The organism is Streptomyces sp. CCM_MD2014, assembly GCF_000772045.1.
GTDB classification, from domain to species: Bacteria; Actinomycetota; Actinomycetes; order Streptomycetales; family Streptomycetaceae; genus Streptomyces; species Streptomyces salinarius.
The window spans coordinates 3,226,320-3,251,814 of record NZ_CP009754.1 but is presented as its reverse complement, the minus strand read 5'-3'; the positions used below and the strand labels follow the sequence as shown (position 1 = coordinate 3,251,814).

Sequence of the window (25,495 nt, the reverse complement as noted above, 5' to 3'; positions counted from 1 at the left end):
GGGGTGGTCGGCTCGGCCGTGAAAATGCTCAACCTGTCCCGTTTTGGCGCACCTTGTGCAACACAAGTTGTTCCACAGCTGCGGAAACGCTGTTCTCCGGTCACAGACGCGTGGATACAGTGCTCAGGTAGTCACGCAGTGAAGTCATCCGGGTGTGCCGGAGTAACACCGGCGGGCCGACGGGCATGGGAGACGGGGAGCCGCGCGTGCCAACTGCCATTGCCGTGACCAGTGCCGACCTGGCACTGCCGCCGCAGGACGAACGGACGCTGCCCGCGGCCGTGCTCCAGGACGTCGGCCGGCGTCCCCTGGAACAGGTGCTGACCGAGCTGCAGACGCTGGTCGACCAGTGCGGGCACGTGATCGTGGTGTGCTCCCAGGCCGTCCCGGCAAGCGTGGAACGACGGCTCCACACGGTCCGCGCCCTCCTGGAAACCGACCGCATCGCCCTGTTCCGGCCGCCCCTCCCGCCGCTCGGCATCGCCGTGCTGGCCCGCCAGTTGCGTCAGCTGGCCTCCTGCGACCTCGGTGCCGGCGTCCTGGCCTCCGCCGGCCGCCTGCTCACCCACTACATCCACGCCGGCGCCCTGCTCGGCTCCGTCGCCCGGCTCGACCGCGTTCCGGTGGACCTCAAGGCGCACGCCAGGTCCTGGGTCCCCGGCAGCCAGTTCGGCGTCGTGGCCCACCCCGAGCCGCAGCTGGTGCGGATCGGCCCCGAAGCCGCCCTGTCCGGACCCGAGTTCGGCACTTCGCTGCTGGTCGCCAAGGGGCAGCTCCCGTCCGACTGGGTCACCGGCACCCTCGCCCCGTCCTGGCGCGTACAGGGGCTGCGCGAGACGGCGCTGCCCGCGGAGTCCGCCGACTGGTGGGGGACGGGCCGGCTGACCGAGTTCTGCGCCTACCTCCCCGATCTCTCGGTCCTCTACCAACTGGTCACGTCCGTACGGCAGAGGGCCTGCCACTGGTGCGGCATCGACGTCATCGGCGACCGCTGCGTGTTCTGCTCCGCGACGCCGCCGGTCTACGACGGCGGGGGCGGCGGCGCCGCGGGCAGCGCACCGGAGCGCGCGCTGGGCCACCGCCGTGATCCCGCCCTGGGCCGCCGTCGTGAGAGACGCGCCCTGACTGGGTAGGTCGGTACCGCCCAGCCGTCGGCCCCCGTTCCGATCCCGAGAGCTCCCGTCAGTCCCCGTCAGCCGCCATCCGTCCGTCAGGACCATCCGACCACCCCCCCAATGAGGTTGCACCGGCCCATGAACTCCCGTCAGCGCCGCGGCATCATCCTGCTGATCCTGTCGGTCCTCTGCGCCCTCGGCGCCTTCGCCGGCGTGCTGTCCGTCATCAACGACGTGAAGTCGAAGGTCGGCCCCGAGGTGACCGCGTACCGGCTGAAGTCCGACATCGAGCCCTACACGGAGCTCGGCGCGGCGCAGTTCGAGAAGATCGAGATGCCCGAGCGCTGGCTGTCCGAGAACGCCGTGACCGACCTGTCCCAGGTCCGCGGAAAGATAGCCGTGACCAAGCTGAAGGCGGGCTCGCTGCTCCAGACCGACATGATCGTCGACACGCCCGCCCTACGGCCCGGGCAGCAGGAGGTCGCCATCATGATCGACGCGGCGACCGGCGTCGCCGGCAAGATCACCCCGGGTGCCACCGTCAACGTGTACGCCACCTTCGAGGGACAGCGCGAGGGCGACCCCGACCAGTCCAAGATCATCGTGACCAACGCCAAGGTCATCGACGTCGGCGAACTCACCTCGCTGGAGCCCGACGAGGACAGCCGCGACCGCGAACCCACCGACGCCGTCCCCATCACCTTCGCCCTGTCCACCATCGACGCCCAGCGCATCACCTACGCCGAGTCGTTCGCGCGGCGCGTCCGGCTCGCGCTGGTGGCCCCCGGCGGCGACACCACGGTCCCCGACAAGGACCGGACGTACGAACTCGCGAAGGACAAGTGAGAGCCGTATGGCCACGAGGATCCTCCCGGCAGTCGGCGACCCGGACGCCGTACGGTCCCTCACGTCGCTGCTCAGCCAGCTCCCGGACGCCGAACCGGTAGCCCCGGTCACCGACTCCACCCAGCTCGTCGACACCCTCGCCCGCCTCGCCGCCGAGTCGGTGGACGAACTGCCCGAGGTCGTGATCGTCCACGAGCGCATCGGCCCGGTCCCGGCCCTGGAGCTGATCCGCGAGGTCGCCCTGCGTTTCCCGGCCGTCGGCGTCATCCTCGTCACCTCCGACCCGGGCCCCGGCCTCTTCCAGGCCGCCATGGACTGCGGCGCCCGCGGCCTGGTCGCCCTCCCGCTCGGCTACGAGGAACTCGCCAGCCGCGTCCAGGCGGTCGCCCAGTGGTCGGTGGGCGTACGCCGGCACCTCGGCGGCGCCGTCGACGTGTTCACCGGTACCGGCGGCACCGTCGTCACCGTCAGCGGCGCCAAGGGCGGGGTGGGCGCCACGCTCACCGCCATCCAACTGGCCCTGGCCGCCCAGGCGTCGGGCCGGTCCACCGCACTGCTCGACATGGACCTCCAGACCGGCGACGTCGCCTCCTACCTGGACGTCCAGTTCCGCCGCTCCGTGGCCGACCTCGCCGCCATCACCGACCTCTCCCCGCGGGTCCTGGCCGACGCCGTCTTCCGCCACGACAGCGGGCTCGCCCTGCTGCTCGCCCCCGGCGACGGCGAACGCGGCGAGGAGGTCACCGACCGCGCCGCCCGCCAGATCGTCGGCGCCCTGCGCTCCCGGTACGAGGTCGTCGTCATCGACTGCGGCGCCCAGCTCGGCGGCGCCGGCGCCGCCGCCGTGGAGACGGCCGACACCGCGCTGCTGGTCACCACCCCGGACGTGGTCGCCGTGCGGGGCGCCAAGCGGGCGGTGCGGATGTGGGACCGGCTGCAGATCCGCAAGGCGGAGGAGACGACCGTCGTCGTCAACCGGCACACGCGGGGTACGGAGATCCAGCCCCCGCTGATCCAGCGGATCACCGGCACGGCGATCGCCGCCACGACCGTCCCCGCGAACTTCAAGGAGCTCCAGGGCGCCGTGGACGCGGGCCGCGTGCACGAACTGGACGGCAGGAGCACCGTGAAACAGGCCCTGTGGACGCTCGCGGGCGAACTGGGCCTGGCCGGCGCACCCGAGGGCGGCCGGAAAGGCCACGGACGCCTGCGGGGAGACCGGGGCGCCACCGGCTTCCGGCGGCGGAAGGACGGTGCGGGGTGAACTGGTTACGCGGCCGGAGACCGGCCCGGGACGGGGAACGCGGCCAGGTCACCATCGAGTTCCTCGGCATGACCCCGGTGATCGTCGCGACGCTGGTGGTGCTGTGGCAGCTCGTCCTCGTGGGATACACGTACACGCTCGCGGGGAATGCTGCGGACGAGGCGGTTCGGGCGGCCACGGCGGCCGAGCGCGGGGCGCGGGACGGCGCGTGCCGGGAGGCGGGCCTGGACAAACTGCCGGGCTCCTGGGAGGGAGGCGCCGAGGTGGGCTGCGACACCGGGGGCGGTTACGTCACCGCCGACGTGCGCCTCGAGGTCCCCCTCCTCTTCCCGGGCACCCTCAGCGTTCCGTTCACCGTGCACGGGCACGCGGGGGCCGTGGAAGAGGAGGACGACTGAGATGCCGTACTCCCGCGAGGGACGGGCGAGGGACCGGGGCCAGGTGGCCATCGAGTACCTCGGCTTCCTGCCGATCCTGGTCGTCGTCGGCATGGCCGTCGTACAGCTCGGCCTGATCGCGTACACCGCCCAGCAGGCCGGTACGGCGGCCAGGGCCGGAGCGCGCAGTGCCTCACTGGGGGAGAGCGCGGGCGCGGCGTGCGCGGCGGCCGTCAGCGGCCGGCTGGCGGACGGGACGCGGTGCTCGCCCTCGTACAGCGGCGACGAGGTGACGGTCACCGCCACCGTCGACATCCCGTCGATCGTCCCCGGCTGGGACTTCGACCCGGCCCGCAAGACCGCCACCATGCCGCTGGACCACTGACCGAGGAGCGAAGGACGCATGAGCCTGCGCGCACGCATCCACTCCCCCGAGGAGCACGGCAGCCGGGGCGAGGACGGACACCTGGTCGCCTCCTACCGGGCCAAACTCCTGGAGGAGATCGACCTCGCCGAGATGAGCGCGCTCGCGACGGCCGAGCGCCGGGCCCGCCTGGAGCGGGTCCTCGGGCACATCATCAGCCGCGAGGGCCCGGTCCTGTCGACGGTCGAACGCTCCCAGCTGATCCGCCGGGTCGTCGACGAGGCCCTCGGCCTGGGCATCCTGGAACCGCTCCTCGAGGACGCCTCGATCACGGAGATCATGGTCAACGGCCCCGACGCGATCTTCGTCGAACGCGCCGGCCGAGTCGAACAACTGCCGCTCCGCTTCGCCTCCCACGACCAGCTGATGCAGACCATCGAGCGCATCGTCTCGACGGTCAACCGCCGCGTGGACGAGTCCAACCCGATGGTCGACGCACGCCTGCCCTCCGGCGAACGCGTGAACGTCATCATCCCCCCGCTCTCCCTCACCGGTGCGACCCTCACCATCCGCCGCTTCCCGCGCTCCTTCACCCTCCACGAGCTGATCGGCCTCGGCTCGCTCGACGAGAACATGCTCTACCTGCTGGCAGGCCTGGTGCAGGCCCGCTTCAACATCATCGTCTCGGGCGCCACGGGCACCGGGAAGACCACCCTCCTCAACGCCCTCTCCGGCCTGATCCCCGAGTCCGACCGCATCATCACCATCGAGGACTCGGCCGAACTCCAGCTCCAGCAGGCGCACGTCATCCGCCTGGAGTCCCGCCCGCCCAACGTCGAGGGCCAGGGCCGGGTGACGATCCGCGACCTGGTCCGCAACTCGCTGCGCATGCGCCCCGACCGCATCGTCGTCGGCGAGGTGCGCGGCGGCGAGTCCCTGGACATGCTCCAGGCCATGTCCACGGGCCACGACGGCTCGCTGGCCACCGTCCACGCCAACAGCGCCGAGGACGCCCTGATGCGCCTGCAGACCCTGGCCTCGATGTCGGACGTGGAGATCCCCTTCGTCGCCCTGCACGACCAGATCAACAGCTCCGTCGACGTCATCATCCAGCTCACCCGCTTCGCCGACGGCGCCCGCCGCATCACCGAGATCGCCCTGCTGGCCAGCCACGGCGGGGAGCCGTACCGCCTGGCCACGGTCGCCCGCTTCAACGCCCGCCCGATGACCGCCGACGGCCGCGTCGCCGGCGCGTACGAGTACCACCCGCTCCCGCACCGCACCGCCGAGCGCCTCTACATGGCGGGCCAGCCCATCCCGCAGGCCTTCGGCGTGGCCCACACACCGGACCAGCTCACCACCCGAGAAGCCAGGTAGGACCGCCCGATGGAACTCGACACGCTCGTCACGCTCACCACCGGCATCGCGTTGCTGACCTGCGTCCTGGCGGTCATCGGCCTGCACTCCTACGCCGCCGGCAAGGCCCAGCGCGCGGCCCTGGTCGACCGCCTCACCGCGACCGGCCAGGCACCGGCGGCCGGGCGCCGACGCCGCTTCCCGACCCTGGACCGCCGCCTGCGCCGCACCAAGCTCGGCCGGAACCTGGAACGCCGCCTGTCGGCGACCGGCCTGGACGTGACCCCGGGGGAGTTCTTCGCCTACATGCTGGCGACCGTCGCGGGCCTGTGGCTGATCGGCCAGGCGGCCCTGGCCCCCTTCTTCGGCCCCCTGGCCGGCCTCCTCGGCATCGGCGTGGCGATCCAGTTCCTCAACTGGCAGCGCCAGAAACGCATCGAGAAGTTCATCAACCAACTCCCCGAACTCGCCCGCATCCTCGCCAACGCCACCCAGGCCGGCCTCGCCCTGCGCACCGCCATCGGCATGGCGGCGGAGGAACTGGAGGCCCCGGCCGGCGAGGAACTCGGCAAGGTCGCCGACCAACTCGCCATCGGCGCCTCCATGGACGACGCCCTCGGCGAACTCGCCGGCCGCCTGCCCTCCCGCGAACTGGTCGTCCTGGTCACCACCCTCGTCCTGTCCAACCGCGCGGGCGGCCAGGTCGTCAGCGCACTGCGCAACCTGACGGAGACCCTGGAGGAACGCAAGGAGACCCGGCGCGAGGTCCGCACCCAGCTCTCCCAGGTCACGATGACGTCGTACGCCGTCCCCGTCCTGGGCATCGGCTCGTTGCTCCTCATGAACGGGGTGAAGGACGGCGCCCTGGAACGCATGACGGGCTCCCCGGCCGGCCAGGTCGCGGTGATCACCGCCTTCGCGCTGTACGCCGTCGGCTTCGTCCTCATCCGCCGCCTGTCCCGCATCGACGTCTGAGAGGAGGGAAGACAAGGACATGGGCCTCGCACTCCCCGGAATACTCCTCGCCCTCCTCATGGCCCTGGGCGTCTGGGGCGTCTTCGCCGGGATCCGCATGTACCGGGCGGAGGCCAAGCTCCCCGACGACCTCGCCCTCGCCCTGGAGGTCGGCGCCACCCGCACCGGCGCGGCGCACTCCCTCATCGACCGCATGGGCATGCGCTACGCCCCCGCCGTACTGCGGCTGATGGGCCCGGCCCTGGTCGCCCGGTACCGCCGCAGGATCGACCTGGCCGGCAACCCCGGCGGCCTCACCATCGACCGCTACGCCGCCCGCCGCGCGGTCTACGGCTTCCTGGGCGCCCTCGGCTTCCTCGTCTTCCTCCTGCGCGGCCAGTACCTGGTGGCCCTCCTCCTCCTCGCCTTCGGCGCGTTCTGGACGGAGGTGGGCATCTGGTCGGCGATCCGCATCCGCAGGGACGTCATCGAGCGCACGCTCCCCGACTTCCTGGACGTCCTGGCGGTGGTGGTCAGCGCGGGCCTCGGCTTCCGCCAGGCCCTGGACCGGGTGTCCACGCGGTACGAGGGCCCCTGGGCCGACGAACTGCGCATCACCCTCCGCCAGATGGACCTCGGCATGAGCCGCCGGGAGGCCTTCACGGAGCTGCGCCGGCGCAACGACTCGGAACAGGTGGCGATGTTCGTGACGGCACTCCAGCAGGGCGAGGAACTGGGCGCCCCCATCGTCGAGACCCTGGTCTCCCTGGCCAAGGACATGCGCCGCACCGACGCCCAGAACGCCCGCCGCAAGGCCGCCCGCGCGGTCCCCAAGGCCACGCTGATGATCACGACGTTCATGGTCCCGGCGACGATGATCCTCCTCGGCGCGGGCCTGATCCTGGGCTCGGGGACGGACTTCGGCACGATCACGGGCGAGTAGGAGAGTGCGATCGCACATGACCAGAGAACATCAACTAGCGGGCTCCAGTAACTCATTCGCCCCACTTCACCGGAACACCTTTCGCACTTGCAATCACCTGTGGGACAGTCGTTGCCTGGTACTCCCGACAGGTCGAGGTCCCAACCGAGCGCAAGGGAGGTGGAGATCGTGGACACCATGACGTCCGGCACGACCAGCCAGCCGATCACCGCCGCCCACCCACACGTTCCGCACGAGGAACGCGACTTCGCCCACCCTGGAGGGGAACACCATGACCAACTGGCTCCACACCGCCGCCGCATACCTGCACACCCACACCGCCAACCGCAAGGACAAGGGCCAGACGGCGGTGGAGTACCTGGGGATCATCGCGGTGGTGGTGGCGATCGTGCTGGCCATCACGGGGACGGATATCGGGCAGACGATCTACAACGCGATCAAGGACAAGATCACCGAGGTGACCGGCGGTTGATGCCCTCTCGTGCGTACAGAGACGCAGGGCAGGCATTCCCCATCTACATCACGGTGGTGGGAGGCCTCCTTCTTCTGGCGCTCGCGTACTTCGCGGTAGGTCAGGCCGCTGCGACTCGCAGCGAGGCGCAGACGGCAGCGGACGCCGCGGCACTCGCGGCGGCTCTGGAAACCCGGGACCGCCTCGCGGACCTGTGGGTCGACAAGGTTCTGGAGCCGGAAGCATGGCAGCACATCTTCGAAGGAAAGGTGTTCGTCCCCGACGCGTGTTGGCGAGCCACCGAGTTGGCGGCGAGAAACGACGCGAGCGTGGAGTGCGAACCGGACGGGCGCATGGTCTACAGAGTCTCCGCCGAAACCAATGACACCGTCGGGGACACGATCGTGCCGGGCACGGAGGAACAGAAGGCAACGGAGAACGCGACCGCAGTCATCGAAGCTCGCTGCTCGCCGAAGCCGCCCGCCGAGGGGGCGGACGAGGACACACTGCCGAGCCTCACCTGCAAAGGCGGTGAGGACTGGGACTTGAAACCGGACGACCTTTCGAACCTACCCAAGCCCGAGGACCTGTTCGATGTCCATCTGGCCGACAGCTGACAAGCGAACGATGAGGACGAAGGAAGCTGAGTCATGAGCATTCGGTTCACAACGAGGGCCCGCGGGAGACTGTCCGCATGGCCAGTTGCGATCGTGCTGGCCTTCGGCCTGGTGGCTTGCAGCGGTGGAGGCGGAAACGATGAGGACAAGCCCGGGGCGTCGACGGCTGCTTCCAAGAGCAGCGAGTCCAGGCCGGACGCCCAGGAGGGAGACTCGGCAGAGACGCTGGCCGAGCTGAAAGGGCCCAGTGGTCTCTTTCTCAAGATCACCGAGTCGGAGCGGGACGCGGGGGGATTCGTCACGATCAGTGGCGACTTGAAGAACGACGGTGACAAGACCGTCAACGTTCCCGCTCAGCTGAGCGGGAACGAGACCGAGATCATCCGGAACGGTAGCTCTCTCGGTGGTGCGACTCTGGTGGATCCCAAGGGCAAGAAGCGTTATTACGTACTGCGTGACACAGACGGGCGCCCGCTCACGACCACGAACTTCCCTGCTCTGAAGGCAGGTGAATCCCTCCCGGTCTTCATGCAGTTCCCCGCGCCCCCCGCCGACACGGCCGAGGTGACCCTCCAGCTGCCGATGTTCACGACCGGCACGATCGAGATCTCCGGGTGAGGCCGGCCATGACCTCACCCCCGCGCCTGCTGGCCGCAGTCACCCTCATGCTCGCCACCACCGTCTACGGCACCACCACGGCCCATGCCGACGACGACCCCAACGACCCCCCTGGCACGGAACCGTCCGCCTCCGCCCCCGTAGAGGTCGATGCCAACGACCCCGACCTGAAACTCCCGGACGGCGCCACGCTCGCGCTGGCGAAGGTGTTGGACATCAAGTCGGTGGTCGAGGAACAGAGCGGCGACGAACGCCGGGAGGACACCAACACGAGCGTGACACTCGCGCTCCAGGCCGAGGTGCTGTTCGGCAAGGACAGCTCGAAGCTCGGCGCGGAGGCGAAGGCCCGCATCAGGGGCATCGCCGACGAGATCAGGACCCAGAACGCCACGAGGGTCCGCGTCTTCGGGTTCACCGACAACCTCGGCTCCTCCGCCCACGGCGACGTACTCTCCAAGCGCCGCGCCAACGCCGTACACGACGTCCTGTCTCAGTCCCTCAACGACGCCGACATCACCTACGAGGTCCGCGGCTACGGCGAGCAGTACCCCATCGCGGACAACGCGACGGAAGCCGGCCGCAAGAAGAACCGCAGGGTGGAGGTCTCCTTCCCTCGTACGGAGTCCTGACCACCCATGAGCAAGCGCACCCGAGCCCGCGCCGCACTGACGACCCTGGCGGCACTGACGGCGCTCACCACGGCCGCGTGCAGCAGCACCAACACACACGGAACCGACGAGGCGCCTTCCGCACCCCGGACCAGGCCGACAACTTCCCACCACGCCACACCCGAGCCGCCCCCGCCGTCCGCAGCAGACGGCACCGACGCCAACGCCTGCACCGACGGCGACTGCGAGATCACGGTGACCAAGCCCGTGACCCTCCACTTCCCGGCACCGGGCGGCAGCGGCCGGGCAACGTTGTCGGTGACCGAGGTCGGCCCGAACAAGATCGAGTACGAGGTGAAGTCGGGCGACAACAGCTCCCAGGGCGCCGCGACCGGCCCGGGCCGGGGCTGCCGGACGTACCTCCGCGCACACGGCAGCGGCAACTCCTGCGGCACCCTGGACAACACCCGCCCCAGCCCGCGGGCCCACACCGTGGTGATCCAGGCGACGACGAGCACGCACGGCACGCCGCTCCTGCACATCGTCTCGCCCTGAGAGACGGCCCACCGGCGACCACACCGTGGACGTCACGGAGGAACGACACCGCCGGCCGGCTCTGCCGGGCCCTCCACGATCTCCACCCGCGTCCCCGCCCGCACCCCCCACTCACCCATCGCCCCGGCCTCCGCCTCCAGTACGTGCCGAGCCCGCGGCCTGGGCAGCCCCAGCCTGCCCGGCAGCATGGTGCGCACGGCGATGACGGTGAGCCGCCGGTCGAGGTAGGCCACGTCGATGGCCATCCGCATCCGGAAGGTGTGCACGCTGTTGGCGGGGCTCAGCAGCATCGCCCCCTCGACCGAACTGCGCCCCAGCAGCCCCCTGGTACGGGCGCGGTAGGAGCCCGCGATCTCCAGCGGAACGCGAACACGGCCACCGTCCTGCCCCACCACGGCCAAAACCCCCGCTCCGTCCCGCCAGCGCCGCCGCCTCACACGATCCCCTCACCTCAGCCCGTCGGCCCCGCCTTCCCGCCGAAGGTATCCGACGCGGCATCGGGGAACATCGCGGTGGCACGACCGCCGTACGGCTCGCCTGCGCCGGTAAGGTCTACGGCTCGTGACTGCTTCCGACTCCCACGTCAACGCCTTCGCCGAGATCGCTCTGGCTGCGGGCCACGGTCACGTGGAAGGGCGTCGTCGTTCTTCTAAATCTTCCTGCGGAGCCGCACTCCAGTCCTCCTTGAATGCCTCGCACGCCGAGTCCAGCTCATCCGTGCCCATCCCCTTCCACCGGTCCACCACACCGATGAGGACCCCGCCGGGGCCGGGCTCGTAATGGTGTTGTCCAGTGGTCGACGCCGGAGGTAGGAAGGCACCATGACTGGATTCGGTGCCGTATTCCGTCCTCAGCTGGCCCCCGAGCGGCTGCGTGCCGTGGTGCGGGTGGCCGACGAGGTGGGGCTCGATGAGCTGTGGCTGTGGGAGGACTGCTTCCGTGAAGGCGGGATCTCCACGGCCGCCGCTGCCCTCGCGTGGACCGAGCGGGTGCGGGTCGGCGTCGGGCTGCTGCCCGTGCCGTTGCGGAACGTGGCCCTCACCGCGATGGAGGCCGCCACGCTGCACCGGATGTTCCCTGGACGCGCCGTCCTCGGCGTGGGGCACGGGGTGCAGGACTGGATGGGGCAGGTCGGGGCGCGGGCCGAGTCGCCCGTCACCCTGCTGCGGGAGCATCTTCTCGCGCTGCGCTCCCTACTGAGGGGAGACAGGGTGACCGTGAAAGGGCGCTACGTCCAGCTCGACGGCGTCGCGCTCGACTGGCCCCCGCAGCAGGCCGTCGAGGTGTTCGCCGGTGCCACCGGGCCCCGTTCGCTGCGGCTGGCCGGTGAGGCCGCCGACGGGACCGTGCTCACCGCGAACACCGCACCCGACGGGGTACGCCGTGCCCGGCGGCTCGTCGACGAGGGGCGCGCGGCGGCCGGACGGGACGACGACGCGCACAGGGTCGTCGTGTATCTCCTCACCGCCACCGGAGCCGGCGCCCGGGAACGGCTCCGTGCCGAACTCGTCGCCGAAGGCGTCGCGGACGTGCCCGGCCTCGGCGTCGCGGGGGACGCGCAGGCCGTTGCCGACGCCGTACTGCGGTTGGCCGAGGCGGGGGCCGACACCGTCATCCTGCAGCCGACCGGTGACGAGCCCGACCCGGAGGGATTCGTGCGGTTCGCCGCCGAGCAGGTCCGGCCCCTGGTGGTGGTCTAGCGGTGGCCGACGTGCGCTCCTTCGACGCACTCGTGGCCGAAGGCGCCTCCGTTCCCACCGAAGGGTGGAACTTCTCCTGGTTCGAGGGGCGGGCCACCGAGGCGCGGCCGTCGTGGGGTTACGCGCGGTCCATGGCGGGGCGGCTGGCCGGCGCGACCGCCGTACTGGATGTGCAGACCGGGGGAGGGGAGGTGCTGGACTTCGCCCTCCAGGCCGCCGGGCCCGACCGGGCCCCGCTCGTCGTCGCCACCGAGGGCTGGGCACCCAACGTCGCCGAGGCCACCCGGCTGCTGCGCCCGCGCGGTGTCCCGGTGGTCGCTTCGGCCGACGACGCGCCCCTGCCGTTCGCGGACGGCGCCTTCGACCTGGTCGTGAGCCGCCACCCCGTCGAGCCGCACTGGGACGAGGTCGCCCGTGTGCTGGCGTCCGGCGGCGCCTACTACGCCCAGCACGTCGGGCCCGCCAGTGTCTTCGAGCTCGTGGAGTACTTCCTCGGGCCGCTGCCGGAGGAGACGCGTCGGCACCGTCATCCCGAGCACGAGCGTGCCGCCGCCGAGGCGGCCGGGCTCGAGGTCGTGGAGCTGCGGGCGGAGCGGCTGCGGATGGAGTTCTTCGACATCGGTGCCGTCGTCCACTTCCTGCGCAAGGTGGTGTGGATGGTCCCCGGGTTCACCGTCGAGGCGTACCGCGACCGGCTGCGCGACCTGCACGCGCGCATCCAGGCCGACGGCCCCTTCGTTGCTCACAGCTCCCGTCAGCTCTTCGACGTGCGCAAGCCGTAGGCCGACGGCCGGTACGCCTGCCCGTTCGGGCGAAGATGACCGGGAACTGTCGTTCGAAGTGCCCGGTACTCGCCACCGGCCAAGTGATGCCCCGCGTTCTCGGCATGAGTCCGTGTCAGGGAAAGAGCCGCGCATCGTGGAAGTTCCGGGCGCAAGCCTCACGCCATCGCAAATATCCGCGTCCACGACCGCAGGGTGCCAAATCAGTCACCGATCCTCACAGGGTTTCCACATCGTTATTCACCGGTGTCCTCCTCGGGTCGAATCCGAGCCGCTCGGTCGCGTAGGTTCGGACCAGGTAATTCGCGTGAGCAAAGCTACGCGCGTGGCACCGCGCAGTGGAGGGGGCTGCGCGGTGCCGGGTCAAGTCCGGGTGCGTCGGTGGCGTCGCCCGAATGGGGGACACGGGGCCCCGTTCCGGTGTGCCCCGGCGCCGGCGGACTCGGAGGGCCGGCCCGCATCTTTCGTCACTTCACTCACTCGACTCACGCGTGAATCGGACGCCCGGTCGGGGGTTCACCGTGATTTGGCCATGATTCGGGCCGGAATGAGGGCTTCCGTGGCATCCGGGCGTTGCCGGGCGACTTCGGAGAGTAGTTGTGGCACGCCGATGCACGCAGCATCACTTACGAAGGGTTATGGTGGAAACCCCCCCCTCGGGCCGGTCCGTCTCCCCCCCCACGGACCGGCCCGTTTTTCTGTCCTCGGTCCGCGGTGCAGCCGTAACGAGGAGTTCACCGGTGCGCCGTCCTGTGTCGTGGCATGGCGGTGCTTGTTCGAGGGCATAACCCAAGCAGGTCGACGCCCGATCCACGGGTGTCGGATCTCAGCGGGCGGCACGGGGCCGTCCGCCCGGGAGGCCCTTTGCACCAGCCCCACCGTGCGGTCACGGCACGGAAGACGCGGCGGAGGGCCGGTCCGCGGCCCGCGCCAGTGCAGGGCGGCCCCAAGGGTCTGCACGACAGGCCCCGGACCGGCCGGCTCGGCCGGACCGGCCGGCTCGTTCCAGCCCTCCCGGTCCAGCTCCACTCCGTCGCTCCCCGACCTCTTCCGAGGGGGTACGTCCTTCCGTGGTGACCAGCACAAAGCGCCACAAGCCCGACCGGCGCACCTACGTTCTCGACACCAGCGTCCTGCTGGCCGACCCGAACGCCCTGAACCGCTTCGACGAGCACGAGGTCGTGCTCCCCATCGTCGTGGTGACGGAGTTGGAGGCCAAACGGCACCATCCCGAACTCGGCTACTTCGCCCGGCAGGCCCTGCGCCTGCTCGACGAGTTCCGGGTACGGCACGGTCGCCTCGACGCCCCCATCCCGATCGGGGACCTCGGCGGCACCGTCCGCGTCGAGCTCAACCACTCGGACCCCAGCGTGCTGCCCACCGGCTACCGCCTGGGGGACAACGACTCCCGCATCCTCGCGGTCGCCCGAAATCTGCAGGCGGAGGGGTTCGACGTCACCGTCGTCTCGAAGGACCTCCCGCTCAGGATCAAGGCGTCGTCCGTGGGCCTCCTCGCCGAGGAGTACCGCGCGGAGCTGGCCATCACGGACGCCTCCGGCTGGACCGGAATGTCCGAACTCACCCTGCCGGGCGAGCAGGTGGACGTGCTCTTCGAGGAGGGCCGGGTCCACGTCCCCGAGGCCGCCGAGCTGCCCGTGCACACCGGGCTGACCATCCAGTCCGAGCGCGGCAAGGCCCTCGGGCGGGTCACGCCCGACGGCGGCGTCCGCCTCGTGCGCGGCGACCGTGAGGCGTTCGGCATCAAGGGCCGCAGCGCCGAGCAGCGGATCGCGCTCGATCTGCTCCTCGACCCGGACGTCGGGATCGTGTCGATGGGCGGCCGGGCCGGCACCGGCAAGTCGGCGCTCGCGCTGTGCGCGGGGCTGGAGGCGGTCCTGGAGCGCCGGCAGCACCAGAAGGTGATGGTCTTCCGTCCGCTGTACGCGGTGGGCGGGCAGGAGCTCGGCTATCTGCCCGGCTCCGAGGCCGAGAAGATGAGCCCCTGGGCGCAGGCCGTCTTCGACACGCTGTCGGCCGTCACCAGCCGGGAGGTCATCGAAGAGGTGACCGCGCGCGGGATGCTGGAGGTGCTGCCGCTCACCCACATCCGGGGGCGCTCGCTGCACGACGCCTTCGTGATCGTGGACGAGGCGCAGTCCCTCGAGCGCAACGTCCTGCTGACCGTGCTGTCCCGGATCGGGGCCAACTCACGGGTCGTACTCACCCATGACGTGGCCCAACGGGACAATCTGCGGGTCGGCCGGTACGACGGGGTCGTCGCCGTCGTCGAGAAGCTGAAGGGGCATCCGCTCTTCGCGCACGTCACCCTGACGCGCTCCGAGAGGTCCCAGATCGCGGCGCTCGTGACCGAAATGCTGGAGGACGGTCACATCTGACGCTTCCGTGAAGTCCGACCCGTGAAGGGTCGATTGCCCGCAGGAGAGCCGGTTACCCGTCAGTTCGGCGCCGTCCGGAAAGGCCCAGAGCCTAGCCGGGCGGCGCCTCGGCATGTGCGGATTTCCGTGAATCCCCTGGGCCAAACGGGATGTGAGCTTTCACACGCAACACAGAATTGCCTCACCCCGCCGGGTTACGGCAGAGTCTCATTCCTGTCAGGCCCCGCATACGACACAGCCGTACCCCCAGCGGTACGGCGCCCCAGAAGCACCAGGTCCAACTCCATAGTCGAGTCGTATGCCGCCCGAGCACCACGCGGCGCTCCCCGCAGGGGAGTTGTCCACCGGGCCCGTGCCTCCCGTGACCCGTAGTTGGGGAGGCCAGTGCCAGGGGCACGATTGCGTCCGCGAGGGTCACCGAAGCGGGCGATGCTGGAAGGAAACCGTGTGAGCCGGATCTCGGTCCGGGGATTCGCAGTGGCCTCGGCCACGGCGGTCACCGCCGTCGGAAGCGTCGTCGGAGTTGCCTCGGGCAGCGTCGCGCAGAACAACGACGACGCGGAGGCGACGGCAGCAGGCACGACGCTGCTCGCCGACATCCCCATGGGTGAGCAGGCGCAGGTGCAGACCGCGTCCCTGACGCATCAGGCCGACGTGCAGGCCATCGCCGCGGACGCGAGCGCCAAGAAGGACGCCGAGGAGGCGGCCCGCAAGGCGGCCGCCAAGACCGCCGTGGCCAAGCAGGAGAAGGCCAGGCAGGCGGCCGAGGATGCCAAGGAGCGCCAGGCGAAGCAGGAAGCGGCCAGCCGCGACGCCAAGCGCGACGCCACCAGCTTCGCCGTCCAGAGCTCCTACAGCACCAGCCAGATCCAGGCGATGGCCCGGCAGATGGTGCCCAGCGGCCAGTTCCAGTGCTTCAGCAACATCGTGGACCACGAGTCCAGCTGGAACTACCAGGCCGTCAACGCCTCCTCCGGCGCCTACGGCCTCTTCCAGGCACTGCCGGCCGGCAAGTACGCCTCGGCGGGCGCCGACTGGCGCACCAACCCGGCCACCCAGATCAAGTGGGGCCTCAGCTACATGGACAACCGCTACGGCAGCCCGTGCGAGGCCTGGGCCTTCTGGCAGGCCAACCACTGGTACTGAGCCCCGGCGACCGGGCCTGTCGGCCCGCGCTCAACCTCGCGGAGCCCCTCACCGTCCTATGGTGAGGGGCTTTCGCGCTCCCGCCATGTACGGTCGGACCGGAACGACTCCAGGGGGGAGTGGTGGGGAAGGACGGGGGAAGAGGACGGATCATGTCACGAGTGCCAGGGTGGCTCGGTCGGCTCGGCGCCGGACTGACCCAGATGAGCGAGCGGTTGGAGCAGCGCCGGGAAGAGGCGCGTCGGCACGACGCCGACGACGGACCGGGGCCGGCCTCCGACCACGTGCCGCACACCGCGGAGCACTCGGCCGAGGACGCGGCCGCTGAACACCTCGCCGCGCACCGTACGGTCGCCGTCGCCGACCGCCCCGACCCGGCGCAGGCCGTGCCCTGGGGAGTACGGGTGGCCGCGGAGGCCGGATGGCGGCTCCTGGTGCTCGCGGGCACGCTGTGGGTGCTGATGCGCATCATCAGCGCCGTGCAGTTGGTGGTGCTGGCGTTCGTCGCCGCGCTGCTGATCACCGCGCTGCTGCAGCCGGCCGTGGCCTGGCTGCGCCGGCACGGGGTTCCCCGGGGGCCGGCCACCGCCCTGACGGCGGTCCTGGGCTTCGTGGTGATGGGACTGATCGGCTGGTTCGTCACCTGGCAGGTCATGGAGAACATCGACAACCTCTCCGACCAGGTCCAGGACGGCATCGACGAGCTGCGCAACTGGCTGCTGAACAGCCCCTTCCACGTCACCGACAAGCAGATCAACGAGATCGCCAAGAACCTGCGGGAAGCGGTCGGCGCCAACACCGACCAGATAACGTCGGCGGGACTCGAGGGTGTCACGGTCGTCGTCGAGGCGCTCACCGGCATCCTGCTGGCCGCCTTCTCGACGCTCTTCCTGCTCTACGACGGCAAGCGCATCTGGCAGTGGTCGCTGAAGCTGGTGCCCGCCGCCGCCCGGCCGGGCGTGGCCGGGGCGGGTCCGCGCGCCTGGCGGACGCTGACCGCCTATGTGCGCGGCACGGTGATCGTCGCGCTGATCGACGCCATCTTCATCGGTCTCGGCATCTACTTCCTGGACGTGCCGATGGCCGTCCCGCTGGCCGTGTTCATCTTCCTGTTCGCCTTCATCCCGCTCGTCGGCGCCGTGGTGTCGGGCGCGCTCGCGGTCGTCGTGGCGCTGGTGACGCAGGGCGTGTTCGCGGCGGTCATGACCCTCGTCGTGGTACTGGCGGTGCAGCAGATCGAGGGGCACATCCTGCAGCCGTTCATCCTCGGGCGCGCGGTGCGGGTCCATCCGCTGGCGGTGGTGCTGTCGGTGGCCGCCGGCGGCATGGTGGCCGGCATCGGAGGCGCCGTGGTCGCCGTACCCCTGGTGGCGGTGACCAACACCGTCGTGGGCTATCTGCGGGCGTACTCCCGTGAGGCCGCCCTGCGGCAGAAACCGAAGCCGCACGGTGCCACGTCGAGCGACGCCGCCCCGGCGATCGGCCGGACGCCGGGTGCGGCGGAGCCCCAAGGGCCCCAGGGGCCCCAGGGGCCCCAGGGGGCTCAGGGCTCGCAGGGCTCTCAGGACCCCTCGGAGAGCGGTCCGCCGTCGGACACCTCCCCGGCGTAGCGCGCGAAGCCCTCGGGCGGCAACGGCACGCGAACGGGCCCCGCCCACCTCCCGGTGAGCGGGGCCCGTGCCGTGCGGGTCGTGCGGGGCGACTACTGGTCGGCCAGGACCGCCTCGGCGTCCAGCGTGGCGCCGACGGCCTCGACCACGGCGGCGATCTTGAACGCCTCCTGGATCGTCTCGCGGTCCACACCGGCCTTGCGGAGCACCTGCTCGTGCGAGTCCAGGCACATGCCGCAGCCGTTGATGGCGGACACCGCGAAGGACCACAGCTCGAAGTCGACCTTGTCGACGCCCGGGTTGCCGATGACGTTCATCCGCAGCCCGGCGCGCAGGGTGCCGTACTCGTGGTCCGACAGCAGGTGCCGGGTGCGGTAGAAGACGTTGTTCATCGCCATGATGGCGGCGGCCGACTTGGCGGCCGAGTACGCCTCGGGCGTGAGGTTGGCCTTCGCCTCCGGCTCCAGCTCGCGCAGGACGATGGGGGAGCGCGAGGCGATGGCGGTTGCCAGCACGGTGCCCCACAGCTGCTGCGCCGGGAGGTCGGAGTTGCCGATGACCGAACCCAGGTTGAGCTTCAGGTCCTTGGCGTAGTCCGGTATGGCGGACTTCAGGGAGTCGAGGGACACGTCAGCTCACTCCCCCGACAGCAGCGCGACCGGGTCGAGGGTCTCGTCGCCCTTGCTCCAGTTGCACGGGCAGAGCTCGTCGGTCTGCAGGGCGTCGAGGACCCGCAGGACCTCCTTGGGGTTACGGCCGACGGAGCCGGCGGTGACCATCGTGAACTGGATCTCGTTGTTCTGGTCCACGATGAAGACCGCGCGCTGCGCGAAGCCGTCCTCGCCCTCGATGCCGAGGTCACGCATGAGCTCGTGCTTCGAGTCGGCCATCATCGGGAACGGCAGGTCGGTCAGGTCCGGGTGGTCCTTGCGCCAGGCGTGGTGCACGAACTCGGAGTCGCCGGAGAAGCCGAGGATCTGGGCGTCACGGTCGGCGAACTCGTCGTTCAGCTTGCCGAAGGCGGCGATCTCGGTCGGGCACACGAAGGTGAAGTCCTTGGGCCACGCGAAGACGACCTTCCACTGACCCTCGTAGGTCTTGTGGTTGATCTGCTGGAACTCCTTGCCCTTCTCCAGCGAGACGCAGGCGGTCAGATCGAACTCGGGGAACTTGTCACCGACAGTGAGCACGCGCTCTCCAATAGTGCAGCGAAGAAACACCCGTTTTGCGAGTGTTTCCCATGGGTTGGACGGTGTTGATGTTGGCACAGGGTGCATTGATTAGGGAAATAGCTACACTCGGTCGGGTTGATCGGAGGTGGCTATTAGTGTCCGGGAAGAAGAGGCAGCCCAGCCTCGCCCAGCTGCGGGCTTTCGACGCGGTCGCCGAGCACCTGCATTTCCGCGACGCCGCCGCCGCGATCGGCATGAGCCAGCCGGCGCTCTCCGGAGCCGTCTCCGCCCTGGAGGAGGCACTGGGTGTCACTCTGCTGGAGCGTACGACGCGCAAGGTGCTGCTCTCGCCCGCCGGTGAACGGCTCGCGGTGCGGACCAAGGCGGTACTGGCGGAGGTCGGCGCGCTGTTGGAGGAGGCGGAGGCGGTGCGGGCGCCCTTCACCGGCGCGCTGCGGCTCGGCGTCATCCCGACCGTGGCGCCGTATCTGCTGCCCACGGTGCTGCGCCTGGTCCACGAGCGCTACCCCGACCTCGACCTCCAGGTCCACGAGGAGCAGACGGCGAGCCTCCTGGAGGGCCTGACGACCGGGCGGCTCGACCTGCTGCTGCTCGCGGTGCCGCTCGGCGTCCCCGGCGTCACCGAACTCCCGCTCTTCGACGAGGACTTCGTCCTGGTCACGCCGCTCGACCACCGGCTCGGCGGCCGGGAGGGCCTCGATCGCTCGGTGCTGCGCGAGCTGAAGCTGCTGCTGCTCGACGAGGGGCACTGCCTGCGCGACCAGGCGCTCGACATCTGCCGGGAGGCGGGCCGCGCGGGCGTCCCGGCCACGACCACGGCCGCCGGTCTGTCGACGCTGGTGCAGCTGGTGGCGGGCGGCCTCGGGGTGACGCTGCTGCCGCGCACCGCCGTCCGCGTGGAGACCTCCCGTTCCAGCCAGCTCCTCACCGCCTCCTTCGCCGACCCGGCCCCCACCCGCCGCGTCGCCCTCGCCATGCGCACGGGCGCGGCCCGCTCGGCGGAGTACGAGGAACTGGCGGCGGCCCTGCGGGAGGCGATGGCCGACCTGCCGGTGCGGACGGTGCACGGCTGAGGCGCGTGACTCAGCGGCCCGACGGAGGTGCACGCCCGAGGCGCACGGCTGAGGCGCACGGCTGAGGCGCACGGCTGAGGCGCACGGCTGAGGTGCACGCCCGAGGCCCACGGCTGAGGTGCACGGCTGAGGTGCACGGCTGACATGCACGACGGAGCGGCCGCCCGGCGGGGCGGCCGCTCCGTCGCTCGGTCCGTCGCGGCGTACCGGCGTGGCTACTCCGTGCGCAGCCCCTCCGGCCGCATCAGCCGCAGCAGCGGCGGCAGGCTGCACAGCGTCACCACCAGGACGACCGCCGCGCCGATGCCGGTCATGGACAGAACGCCGGCCCAGTCGACGCGGACCGGGGTGCCCGTCATCTTCAGCAGCACCGTGCCGAGCGTCAGGCCCACGATCATGGAGAGCAGCAGCCCGAGCACGATCGGAATCGCCGTCTGCCACAGCACCGAGAGGCTGAGCGTGCGGCGCCGGGTGCCGAAGGCGACCAGGGCCGACAGCAGCTTCTTCCGCTCGCGCAACTGCTCCAACTGCGAGACCAGCAGACTGGCGCCGATCAGCGCCAGCACACACGCCGCGCCCACGAACAGGCCGGTGCGGATGGCGTCGAACCGGTCGGTGCGCTCCGTTGCCGCCCAGGTCATGGCGTTCGCCAGCGGGTCGATGGCCGCCGTGGTGTTCCGTACCAGGTCGTGCACGTCCGGCACCGACTCGTCCAGCCGCAGGTAGGCGTGCCCGTCCAGCGCCGGCGCGAGCGCGTCCGGCAGCGCCTTCGGCGTGATCAGGACGCCGCCCCGGTCGGTCCCGGCCAGCAGACCGGTCCGCGGCTTCGCCGCCTTGACGCCCTCCGGCACCGTCCAGGGGATCTCGTGGCTCTTCGGGCCGCCCTCGTAGGACGGGTCCAGGTAGAGCTTCCGGCCCGGCGTGACCAGCTTCGCGACGTCCTCCCCGGCGTCCCACTGGGCGCCGTGCACGGCGAACACGTCCCCGTCGGCGCACGAGGGCAGGCCGGCGATCTCCCGGAGCGACGCGCAGTCGCCCACGGTCACCGTCGTACCGTGATCCGGGTCCTGGCGGCGGTCGCCCAGCCAGCCCTCGGAGAAGGTGAAGACCCCCTTCACACCCTTCGTGTCGCGGAACTTCTCGGCCGCCTGGTCCATGGGGACCCCGCTCGGGAGGATCGCCTCCATCTGCGCCCGCGAGACGTCCTGCCCGGTCGACTTGGTGTAGTCGTCGTCCACGCCGGCGAACAGCATCTGCAGCGCGATCGCCCCGGCCACGGCCACCGCGATGCCGTTGACCATGCGGGCCGCCGTGCCGCTGCTCAGCTGCAGCCTGCGCACGGCCAGTTGCCAGGCGACGCCGCCGGAGCCGAGCCGGGCGACGACGCTCTCGACGATCCACGGCAGCAGTGCGGTCACGCCCACCAGGAGCAGGACGACACCGCCGGTCACCAGGTACTGGTTGAAGTCGCCGTTGTCCCGGCCGTTGCCGATCATCGGGTAGAGCATCGCCAGTCCGGCCAGCGGCAGCAGCAGCCGCCACCACAGCCGGCGCCGGGCCGGGCGCCCGGCACGCACCACGCCGAGCGGCTCGATGACCACCCCGCGCAGCGCGAACAGCGTCACCAGCACCGCCGCGGCCGGCACCGCCACCGCGACCAGCAGAGCCAGCAGCGGCGAGGGGTTGAGATAGCTGGGGAACACGCTGATGCGGAACACCTCGGCACTGCCCGCGAGTTGCCGTCCGACCATGAAGAACCCGGCGCCGAAGAGCAGCCCGAGGAACGCGCCGGCCATGGCCTCGCCGGCGGCGATGCGCCGGGTCATGCGGCTGTCGGAGCCCACCAGACGCAGCGCCGCGAGCCGCCGGTCCCGCCGCTCGCCGCCGAACCGCACGGCGGCGGCGATGAACACCGCGACCGGCATCAGCAGCACCACGAAGACGACGAGGATCAGCAGGAGCAGCACCGGGTCGGACTTCTCCTCCCCGGGCTCCGGGTCGCCGAACCGGTCGATGCGCTCGATCCGGCCCGAAGTGATCTGCTCGGCGAGCCCTTCCGCGCCCCGGTAGTAGGCGAGTTCGGCCGAGCCGATCAGCCCCTCCTCCGCGATGGTGCCGACGATCCGGTCCGGCAGGCGCTCGCGCAGCAGCGCGCCGGAGTCCGACTCCAGCAGCTCCTTCAGGGCGGGGGAGACCACCATCTCGCCCACCGCCGGGAACTTCTCCACCCCGGGCGGCAGCGGCGCCCGCGGACCCTCCGGCTCCAGGGCGCGGCCCCGGACGTCCTGGTCGCGGAAGCTGTTGTCGGTGTCGGCGATCACCAGCGTGTCGTTCGCCTTCGGCATCGGCTCGAGGGCGAACGTGATGTCGGAGCGCGCCGCCTCCCGCTCGTGCCGGACGGTGAGCGCGTTCGGGATCGCCGTCGTCAGCAGCAGCAGCGCCACGCCGAGCCCGACGCCGACGGCCGTCAGCACGGCCCGCGTCCAGCCCTCCCGGCCACCGGTGAAGGCGAAGCGGACGCCCAGCATCAGGTCCGCGGCCCACTGACGCACGCTCATACGACCCGCTCCATGTCCCGGGACTTGCCGTCCCGTACGACGATCTCGCGGTCGGAGTAGGCGGCCACCCGTGCCTCGTGCGTGACCAGGACGACCGCGGCGTTGGTGGAACGGGCGGCGTCCGTGAGCAGCTCCATCACGCGCTCCCCGTTCAGGGAGTCCAGCGCGCCGGTCGGCTCGTCCGCGAAGAGGACCCGCGGGTTGGTGACCAGCGACCGCGCCACCGCGACCCGCTGTCCCTGGCCGCCGGAGACCTCGCCGGGCCGCTTCTTTCTGAGGTCATCGACCTCCAGCCGCTCCATCCAGGTCAGCGCGGCCCGCTCGGCCTCCTTGCGGGACGTGCCGTTCAGCCGCAGCGGCAGGGCGACGTTCTCGACGCACGTCAGCTCCGGCACCAGCTGGCCGAACTGGAAGACGAACCCGAAGTCCGAGCGGCGCAGCGCACTGCGCTGGGCGTCGGACATGGCGGACAGCTCGCGCCCGTTGTACGTGATCGTCCCCGAGTCGGGCGTCACGATGCCGGCGAGGCAGTGCAGCAGCGTCGACTTGCCGGACCCGGAGGGGCCCATGACGGCGACGACCTCGCCGGGGTGGATGGAGAACTCGGCGCCGTCGAGGGCGAGGGTGGGGCCGTAGGCCTTGCGGAGCTGGTCCGCCGAGAGCAGGGAGCCTGCGGGGGGAGTCATCGGGTTACCGCCTCACGGAGCTTGTCGAGGCGCGCGGCGGTCAGTTCCAGCCAGCGCAGGTCGGCCTCGAGGTGGAAGAGGGCGTGGTCGCAGATGAGCTGGTCCGCGAGGTCGCCCTTGCGCTTGCGGTCCGTCAGGATGCGCATGCTGCGCAGGTGCTCCGAGCGCTGGGTGTCGAGGATGTCGGCGGCGTCCCGGTGGGTGAGCAGCGCGAGGACGACCTTGGTGTACAGCGTCGACTGGAGATACGGCTCGGGCTTCTCCGGCGTGGCGAGCCACCGCTGTACGTCGGTGATCCCGTCGTCGGTGATCGCGTACCGCTTGCGCTCGGGACCGCCGCCCGCCTCGATGCCGTCGACCACGACGAGGCCGTTCTTCAGCAGGCGGGACATCGTCGAGTAGACCTGACCGTAGTGCAGCGGCCGGTCGTGACCGAACTTCTCGTCGAAGGCGCGCTTGAGGTCGTAACCGTGGCGCGGCCCGGACTCCAGGAGTCCCAGGAGGGTGTGACCGATGGACATGCGGAGCACTCTACACACGGTGTATACGCCCTATGTATACGCACGGTGCAGAGGTCGTGGCGGCGGGTGCGGGCGGGGTGCGGGAGCCCAGGTCGGGGCCGATTGTCACGGTTCCGCTACGGCGCGGGCGGCGCCCGGCGCCGCAGGGTGTTCGGCTGCGACGGCGCCCGGCGCCGCAGGGTGTTCGGCTGCGACGGAGGCGGGGCCCCCGACGGTGTTCGGCTGCGACGGAGGCCGCGTCCGGCGCCGACGGTGTTCCGCCACGACCGATGCCGGCCCCGTGCCGTACGGTCAGGAAGGTGCCGCGGCCCCCGGGCCGCCGCCCTTCGGCGGGCGGCCCCGGCGCGGCAGCGGTCCGGTGTCGCCGGGCAGCCGGCCGGCCTCCGCCAGCGCCCTGCGGAGCAGGAACTCGATCTGGGCGTTGGCCGAGCGCAGTTCGTCGCCCGCCCAGCGGGCCAGCGCCTCGTACACCTGCGGGTCCAGCCGCAGCAGCACCTGCTTGCGCTGCTGCGGCCGGCGCTTCGGAGCCGTGCCCCGGGGCGCCTCGGAATCCTCGGACGGGGTCGTCACTGGTAGAGGGTCCCCGTGTTCAGGACCGGCTGGGCGGCGCGGTCCCCGCAGAGCACGACCATCAGGTTGGAGACCATCGCCGCCTTGCGTTCGTCGTCCAGCTCCACGATGTCCTGCTCGCTGATCCGGGCGAGCGCCGCCTCGACCATGCCGACCGCGCCGTCCACGATCTGCCGCCGCGCCGCGACCACCGCACCGGCCTGCTGCCGCTGGAGCATCGCCGAGGCGATCTCCGGCGCGTACGCGAGGTGCGTGAAGCGGGACTCGATGATCTGCACGCCGGCCGCCTCCACGCGCGCGTGCAGCTCGACGGCGAGCTTCTCGGTGATCTCCTCGGCGTTGCCGCGCAGGGAGAGGCCGTCCTCGTCGTGGGCGTCGTACGGGTACTCGATGGCGATGTGCCGCACGGCCGCCTCGGTCTGGGTGGAGACGAACTCGACGTAGTCGTCCACCTCGAAGGTGGCCTGCGCGGTGTCCTCCACCCGCCACACCACGACCGCCGCCAGCTCGATCGGGTTGCCGTAGGCGTCGTTGACCTTCAGGACGGCCGTCTCGTGGTTGCGCACGCGCGTCGAGATCTTGGTGCGGGAGGTGAAGGGGTTGACCCAGCGCAGACCGTCCTGCCGGATCGTCCCCCGGTACCGCCCGAAGAGCTGGACCACACGGGCCTCGCCCGGCGCCACCATGTTCAGTCCGCACATCGCGAGGAAGGCCGCCAGGGCGATCAGAACGCCCCCGATGATCAGCGCGGCCTTCGCACCGGTCGCGTCGACCGCCGTGGCGGTCGCGATCAGACCGGCGCCGACGAGCAGTCCGACCAGCCCGAGCAGCAGCGCGAACCCGCCGCCGATGCTGTGGGCCTGGTTCTCGCGGACACGCGGTGCCGGCATCTCGGGCACATCGGCGGTGACCTGCGGGGCATCGTGCGTGGACATGGGTGGTCCCCCGTTCTTTCGTTGCACTCACTCTGCTCACTAAGTGATATCACTTTACCCGCCCATCACAACCCTGAACCCCTCTCGTACGTCGGTTCCTGTGGAGCGGGTGCTGATTCTCACGTCCGTACAAGGCTGGATCGGTTGCCCTTTGTCATATCTCCCGGTGTTAGCTTTCTGAGCTGACCTGAGCGACGAACCTGTGTGACACGTGAGCGAGACGTGCCCACAGATGACCGAAGCGGAGCGGATCGAAC

At 70.8% G+C, this 25,495-nt stretch carries 27 protein-coding genes; 19 read left to right on the top strand and 8 right to left on the bottom strand.

The features are described from left to right. Positions 1-185 precede the first annotated feature (185 nt). The 13 genes from NI25_RS14035 to NI25_RS13975 all read left to right on the top strand — a co-directional run bounded on the left by NI25_RS14035 (position 186) and on the right by NI25_RS13975 (position 10,068). A complete protein-coding gene (locus NI25_RS14035) occupies positions 186-1,133 on the top strand; it encodes a hypothetical protein (RefSeq protein ID WP_061442779.1) in 948 nt (315 codons plus the stop codon). 120 nt (positions 1,134-1,253) lie between these two features. Next, positions 1,254-1,961 (top strand): Flp pilus assembly protein CpaB, encoded by a 708-nt coding sequence (gene cpaB / locus NI25_RS14030; RefSeq protein ID WP_061442778.1) that lies wholly within the window; start codon positions 1,254-1,256, stop codon positions 1,959-1,961. Positions 1,962-1,968: 7 nt separating this feature from the next. After that, on the top strand, positions 1,969-3,225 hold the full coding sequence (locus NI25_RS14025; RefSeq protein WP_061442777.1) for an AAA family ATPase: 1,257 nt from the start codon (positions 1,969-1,971) through the stop codon (positions 3,223-3,225). After that, positions 3,222-3,623 carry a TadE/TadG family type IV pilus assembly protein gene (locus NI25_RS14020; protein ID WP_061442776.1) on the top strand — a complete coding sequence of 134 codons (402 nt, stop codon included), beginning with the start codon at positions 3,222-3,224 and terminating at the stop codon, positions 3,621-3,623. The genes NI25_RS14025 and NI25_RS14020 overlap by 4 nt, the downstream gene beginning before the upstream one ends. A gap of 1 nt (position 3,624) precedes the next feature. After that, the gene (locus tag NI25_RS14015) at positions 3,625-3,987 is read left to right on the top strand and encodes a TadE/TadG family type IV pilus assembly protein (RefSeq protein WP_061442775.1); all 363 of its coding nucleotides are present in this window, start codon (positions 3,625-3,627) and stop codon (positions 3,985-3,987) included. An 18-nt stretch (positions 3,988-4,005) separates the two neighbouring features. After that, a complete protein-coding gene (locus NI25_RS14010; RefSeq protein ID WP_061442774.1) occupies positions 4,006-5,343 on the top strand; it encodes a CpaF family protein in 1,338 nt (445 codons plus the stop codon). 9 nt (positions 5,344-5,352) lie between these two features. Continuing rightward, complete coding sequence (locus NI25_RS14005) at positions 5,353-6,297, top strand: type II secretion system F family protein (protein ID WP_061442773.1); 945 nt, start codon at positions 5,353-5,355, stop codon at positions 6,295-6,297. Between the two features lie 19 nt (positions 6,298-6,316). Further along, a complete protein-coding gene (locus tag NI25_RS14000; protein WP_061442772.1) occupies positions 6,317-7,219 on the top strand; it encodes a DUF5936 domain-containing protein in 903 nt (300 codons plus the stop codon). A 271-nt stretch (positions 7,220-7,490) separates the two neighbouring features. Further along, positions 7,491-7,691, top strand: a complete 201-nt coding sequence (locus NI25_RS13995) for a Flp family type IVb pilin (RefSeq protein WP_061442771.1) — start codon at positions 7,491-7,493, stop codon at positions 7,689-7,691. After that, complete coding sequence (locus NI25_RS13990) at positions 7,691-8,287, top strand: pilus assembly protein TadG-related protein (RefSeq protein WP_061442770.1); 597 nt, start codon at positions 7,691-7,693, stop codon at positions 8,285-8,287. Before NI25_RS13995 ends, NI25_RS13990 begins: the two co-directional genes overlap by 1 nt. 33 nt (positions 8,288-8,320) lie before the next feature. Next, on the top strand, positions 8,321-8,905 hold the full coding sequence (locus tag NI25_RS13985; RefSeq protein WP_061442769.1) for a hypothetical protein: 585 nt from the start codon (positions 8,321-8,323) through the stop codon (positions 8,903-8,905). An 8-nt stretch (positions 8,906-8,913) separates the two neighbouring features. Beyond that, complete coding sequence (locus NI25_RS13980; RefSeq protein ID WP_061442768.1) at positions 8,914-9,534, top strand: OmpA family protein; 621 nt, start codon at positions 8,914-8,916, stop codon at positions 9,532-9,534. A gap of 6 nt (positions 9,535-9,540) precedes the next feature. After that, a complete protein-coding gene (locus tag NI25_RS13975; protein ID WP_061442767.1) occupies positions 9,541-10,068 on the top strand; it encodes a hypothetical protein in 528 nt (175 codons plus the stop codon). A 32-nt stretch (positions 10,069-10,100) separates the two neighbouring features. Here the strand turns inward: NI25_RS13975 and NI25_RS13970 are convergent, their stop codons facing one another. Further along, complete coding sequence (locus NI25_RS13970) at positions 10,101-10,505, bottom strand: DUF192 domain-containing protein (protein WP_061442766.1); 405 nt, start codon at positions 10,503-10,505, stop codon at positions 10,101-10,103. A 384-nt stretch (positions 10,506-10,889) separates the two neighbouring features. Between NI25_RS13970 and NI25_RS13965 the strand changes: the two genes are divergently transcribed. From NI25_RS13965 to NI25_RS13945, 5 genes are all read left to right on the top strand, one after another. Further along, positions 10,890-11,768 carry an LLM class flavin-dependent oxidoreductase gene (locus NI25_RS13965; RefSeq protein ID WP_061442765.1) on the top strand — a complete coding sequence of 293 codons (879 nt, stop codon included), beginning with the start codon at positions 10,890-10,892 and terminating at the stop codon, positions 11,766-11,768. 2 nt (positions 11,769-11,770) lie between these two features. Then, complete coding sequence (locus tag NI25_RS13960) at positions 11,771-12,550, top strand: methyltransferase domain-containing protein (RefSeq protein WP_061442764.1); 780 nt, start codon at positions 11,771-11,773, stop codon at positions 12,548-12,550. Positions 12,551-13,620: 1,070 nt separating this feature from the next. Next, complete coding sequence (locus tag NI25_RS13955) at positions 13,621-14,946, top strand: PhoH family protein (RefSeq protein ID WP_061442763.1); 1,326 nt, start codon at positions 13,621-13,623, stop codon at positions 14,944-14,946. Between the two features lie 447 nt (positions 14,947-15,393). Next, on the top strand, positions 15,394-16,092 hold the full coding sequence (locus NI25_RS13950) for a transglycosylase SLT domain-containing protein (protein WP_228952074.1): 699 nt from the start codon (positions 15,394-15,396) through the stop codon (positions 16,090-16,092). A gap of 152 nt (positions 16,093-16,244) precedes the next feature. Continuing rightward, on the top strand, positions 16,245-17,702 hold the full coding sequence (locus tag NI25_RS13945; protein WP_078884617.1) for an AI-2E family transporter: 1,458 nt from the start codon (positions 16,245-16,247) through the stop codon (positions 17,700-17,702). Between the two features lie 92 nt (positions 17,703-17,794). Here the strand turns inward: NI25_RS13945 and NI25_RS13940 are convergent, their stop codons facing one another. Next, the gene (locus NI25_RS13940; protein WP_061442760.1) at positions 17,795-18,331 is read right to left on the bottom strand and encodes an alkyl hydroperoxide reductase; all 537 of its coding nucleotides are present in this window, start codon (positions 18,329-18,331) and stop codon (positions 17,795-17,797) included. A 6-nt stretch (positions 18,332-18,337) separates the two neighbouring features. Further along, positions 18,338-18,892 (bottom strand): peroxiredoxin, encoded by a 555-nt coding sequence (locus tag NI25_RS13935; protein ID WP_030145756.1) that lies wholly within the window; start codon positions 18,890-18,892, stop codon positions 18,338-18,340. A gap of 137 nt (positions 18,893-19,029) precedes the next feature. On the opposite strand from NI25_RS13935, the gene NI25_RS13930 reads away from it, so the two are divergent. Next, complete coding sequence (locus NI25_RS13930; RefSeq protein WP_061442759.1) at positions 19,030-19,968, top strand: LysR substrate-binding domain-containing protein; 939 nt, start codon at positions 19,030-19,032, stop codon at positions 19,966-19,968. Between the two features lie 215 nt (positions 19,969-20,183). On the opposite strand, the gene NI25_RS13925 is transcribed toward NI25_RS13930, so the two are convergent. From NI25_RS13925 to NI25_RS13905, 5 genes are all read right to left on the bottom strand, one after another. Continuing rightward, positions 20,184-22,526 carry an ABC transporter permease gene (locus NI25_RS13925; RefSeq protein WP_061442758.1) on the bottom strand — a complete coding sequence of 781 codons (2,343 nt, stop codon included), beginning with the start codon at positions 22,524-22,526 and terminating at the stop codon, positions 20,184-20,186. Beyond that, a complete protein-coding gene (locus tag NI25_RS13920; RefSeq protein WP_061442757.1) occupies positions 22,523-23,212 on the bottom strand; it encodes an ABC transporter ATP-binding protein in 690 nt (229 codons plus the stop codon). The genes NI25_RS13925 and NI25_RS13920 overlap by 4 nt, the downstream gene beginning before the upstream one ends. Next, the gene (locus NI25_RS13915; protein WP_061442756.1) at positions 23,209-23,733 is read right to left on the bottom strand and encodes a PadR family transcriptional regulator; all 525 of its coding nucleotides are present in this window, start codon (positions 23,731-23,733) and stop codon (positions 23,209-23,211) included. The genes NI25_RS13920 and NI25_RS13915 overlap by 4 nt, the downstream gene beginning before the upstream one ends. Positions 23,734-24,024: 291 nt before the next feature. Next, entirely contained in the window at positions 24,025-24,303 is a 279-nt protein-coding gene (locus NI25_RS13910; RefSeq protein WP_061442755.1) for a hypothetical protein, read from the bottom strand. Further along, positions 24,300-25,238, bottom strand: coding sequence for an SPFH domain-containing protein (locus NI25_RS13905; RefSeq protein ID WP_061442754.1), 939 nt, complete (start codon positions 25,236-25,238; stop codon positions 24,300-24,302). Before NI25_RS13905 ends, NI25_RS13910 begins: the two co-directional genes overlap by 4 nt. Positions 25,239-25,495 lie beyond the last annotated feature (257 nt).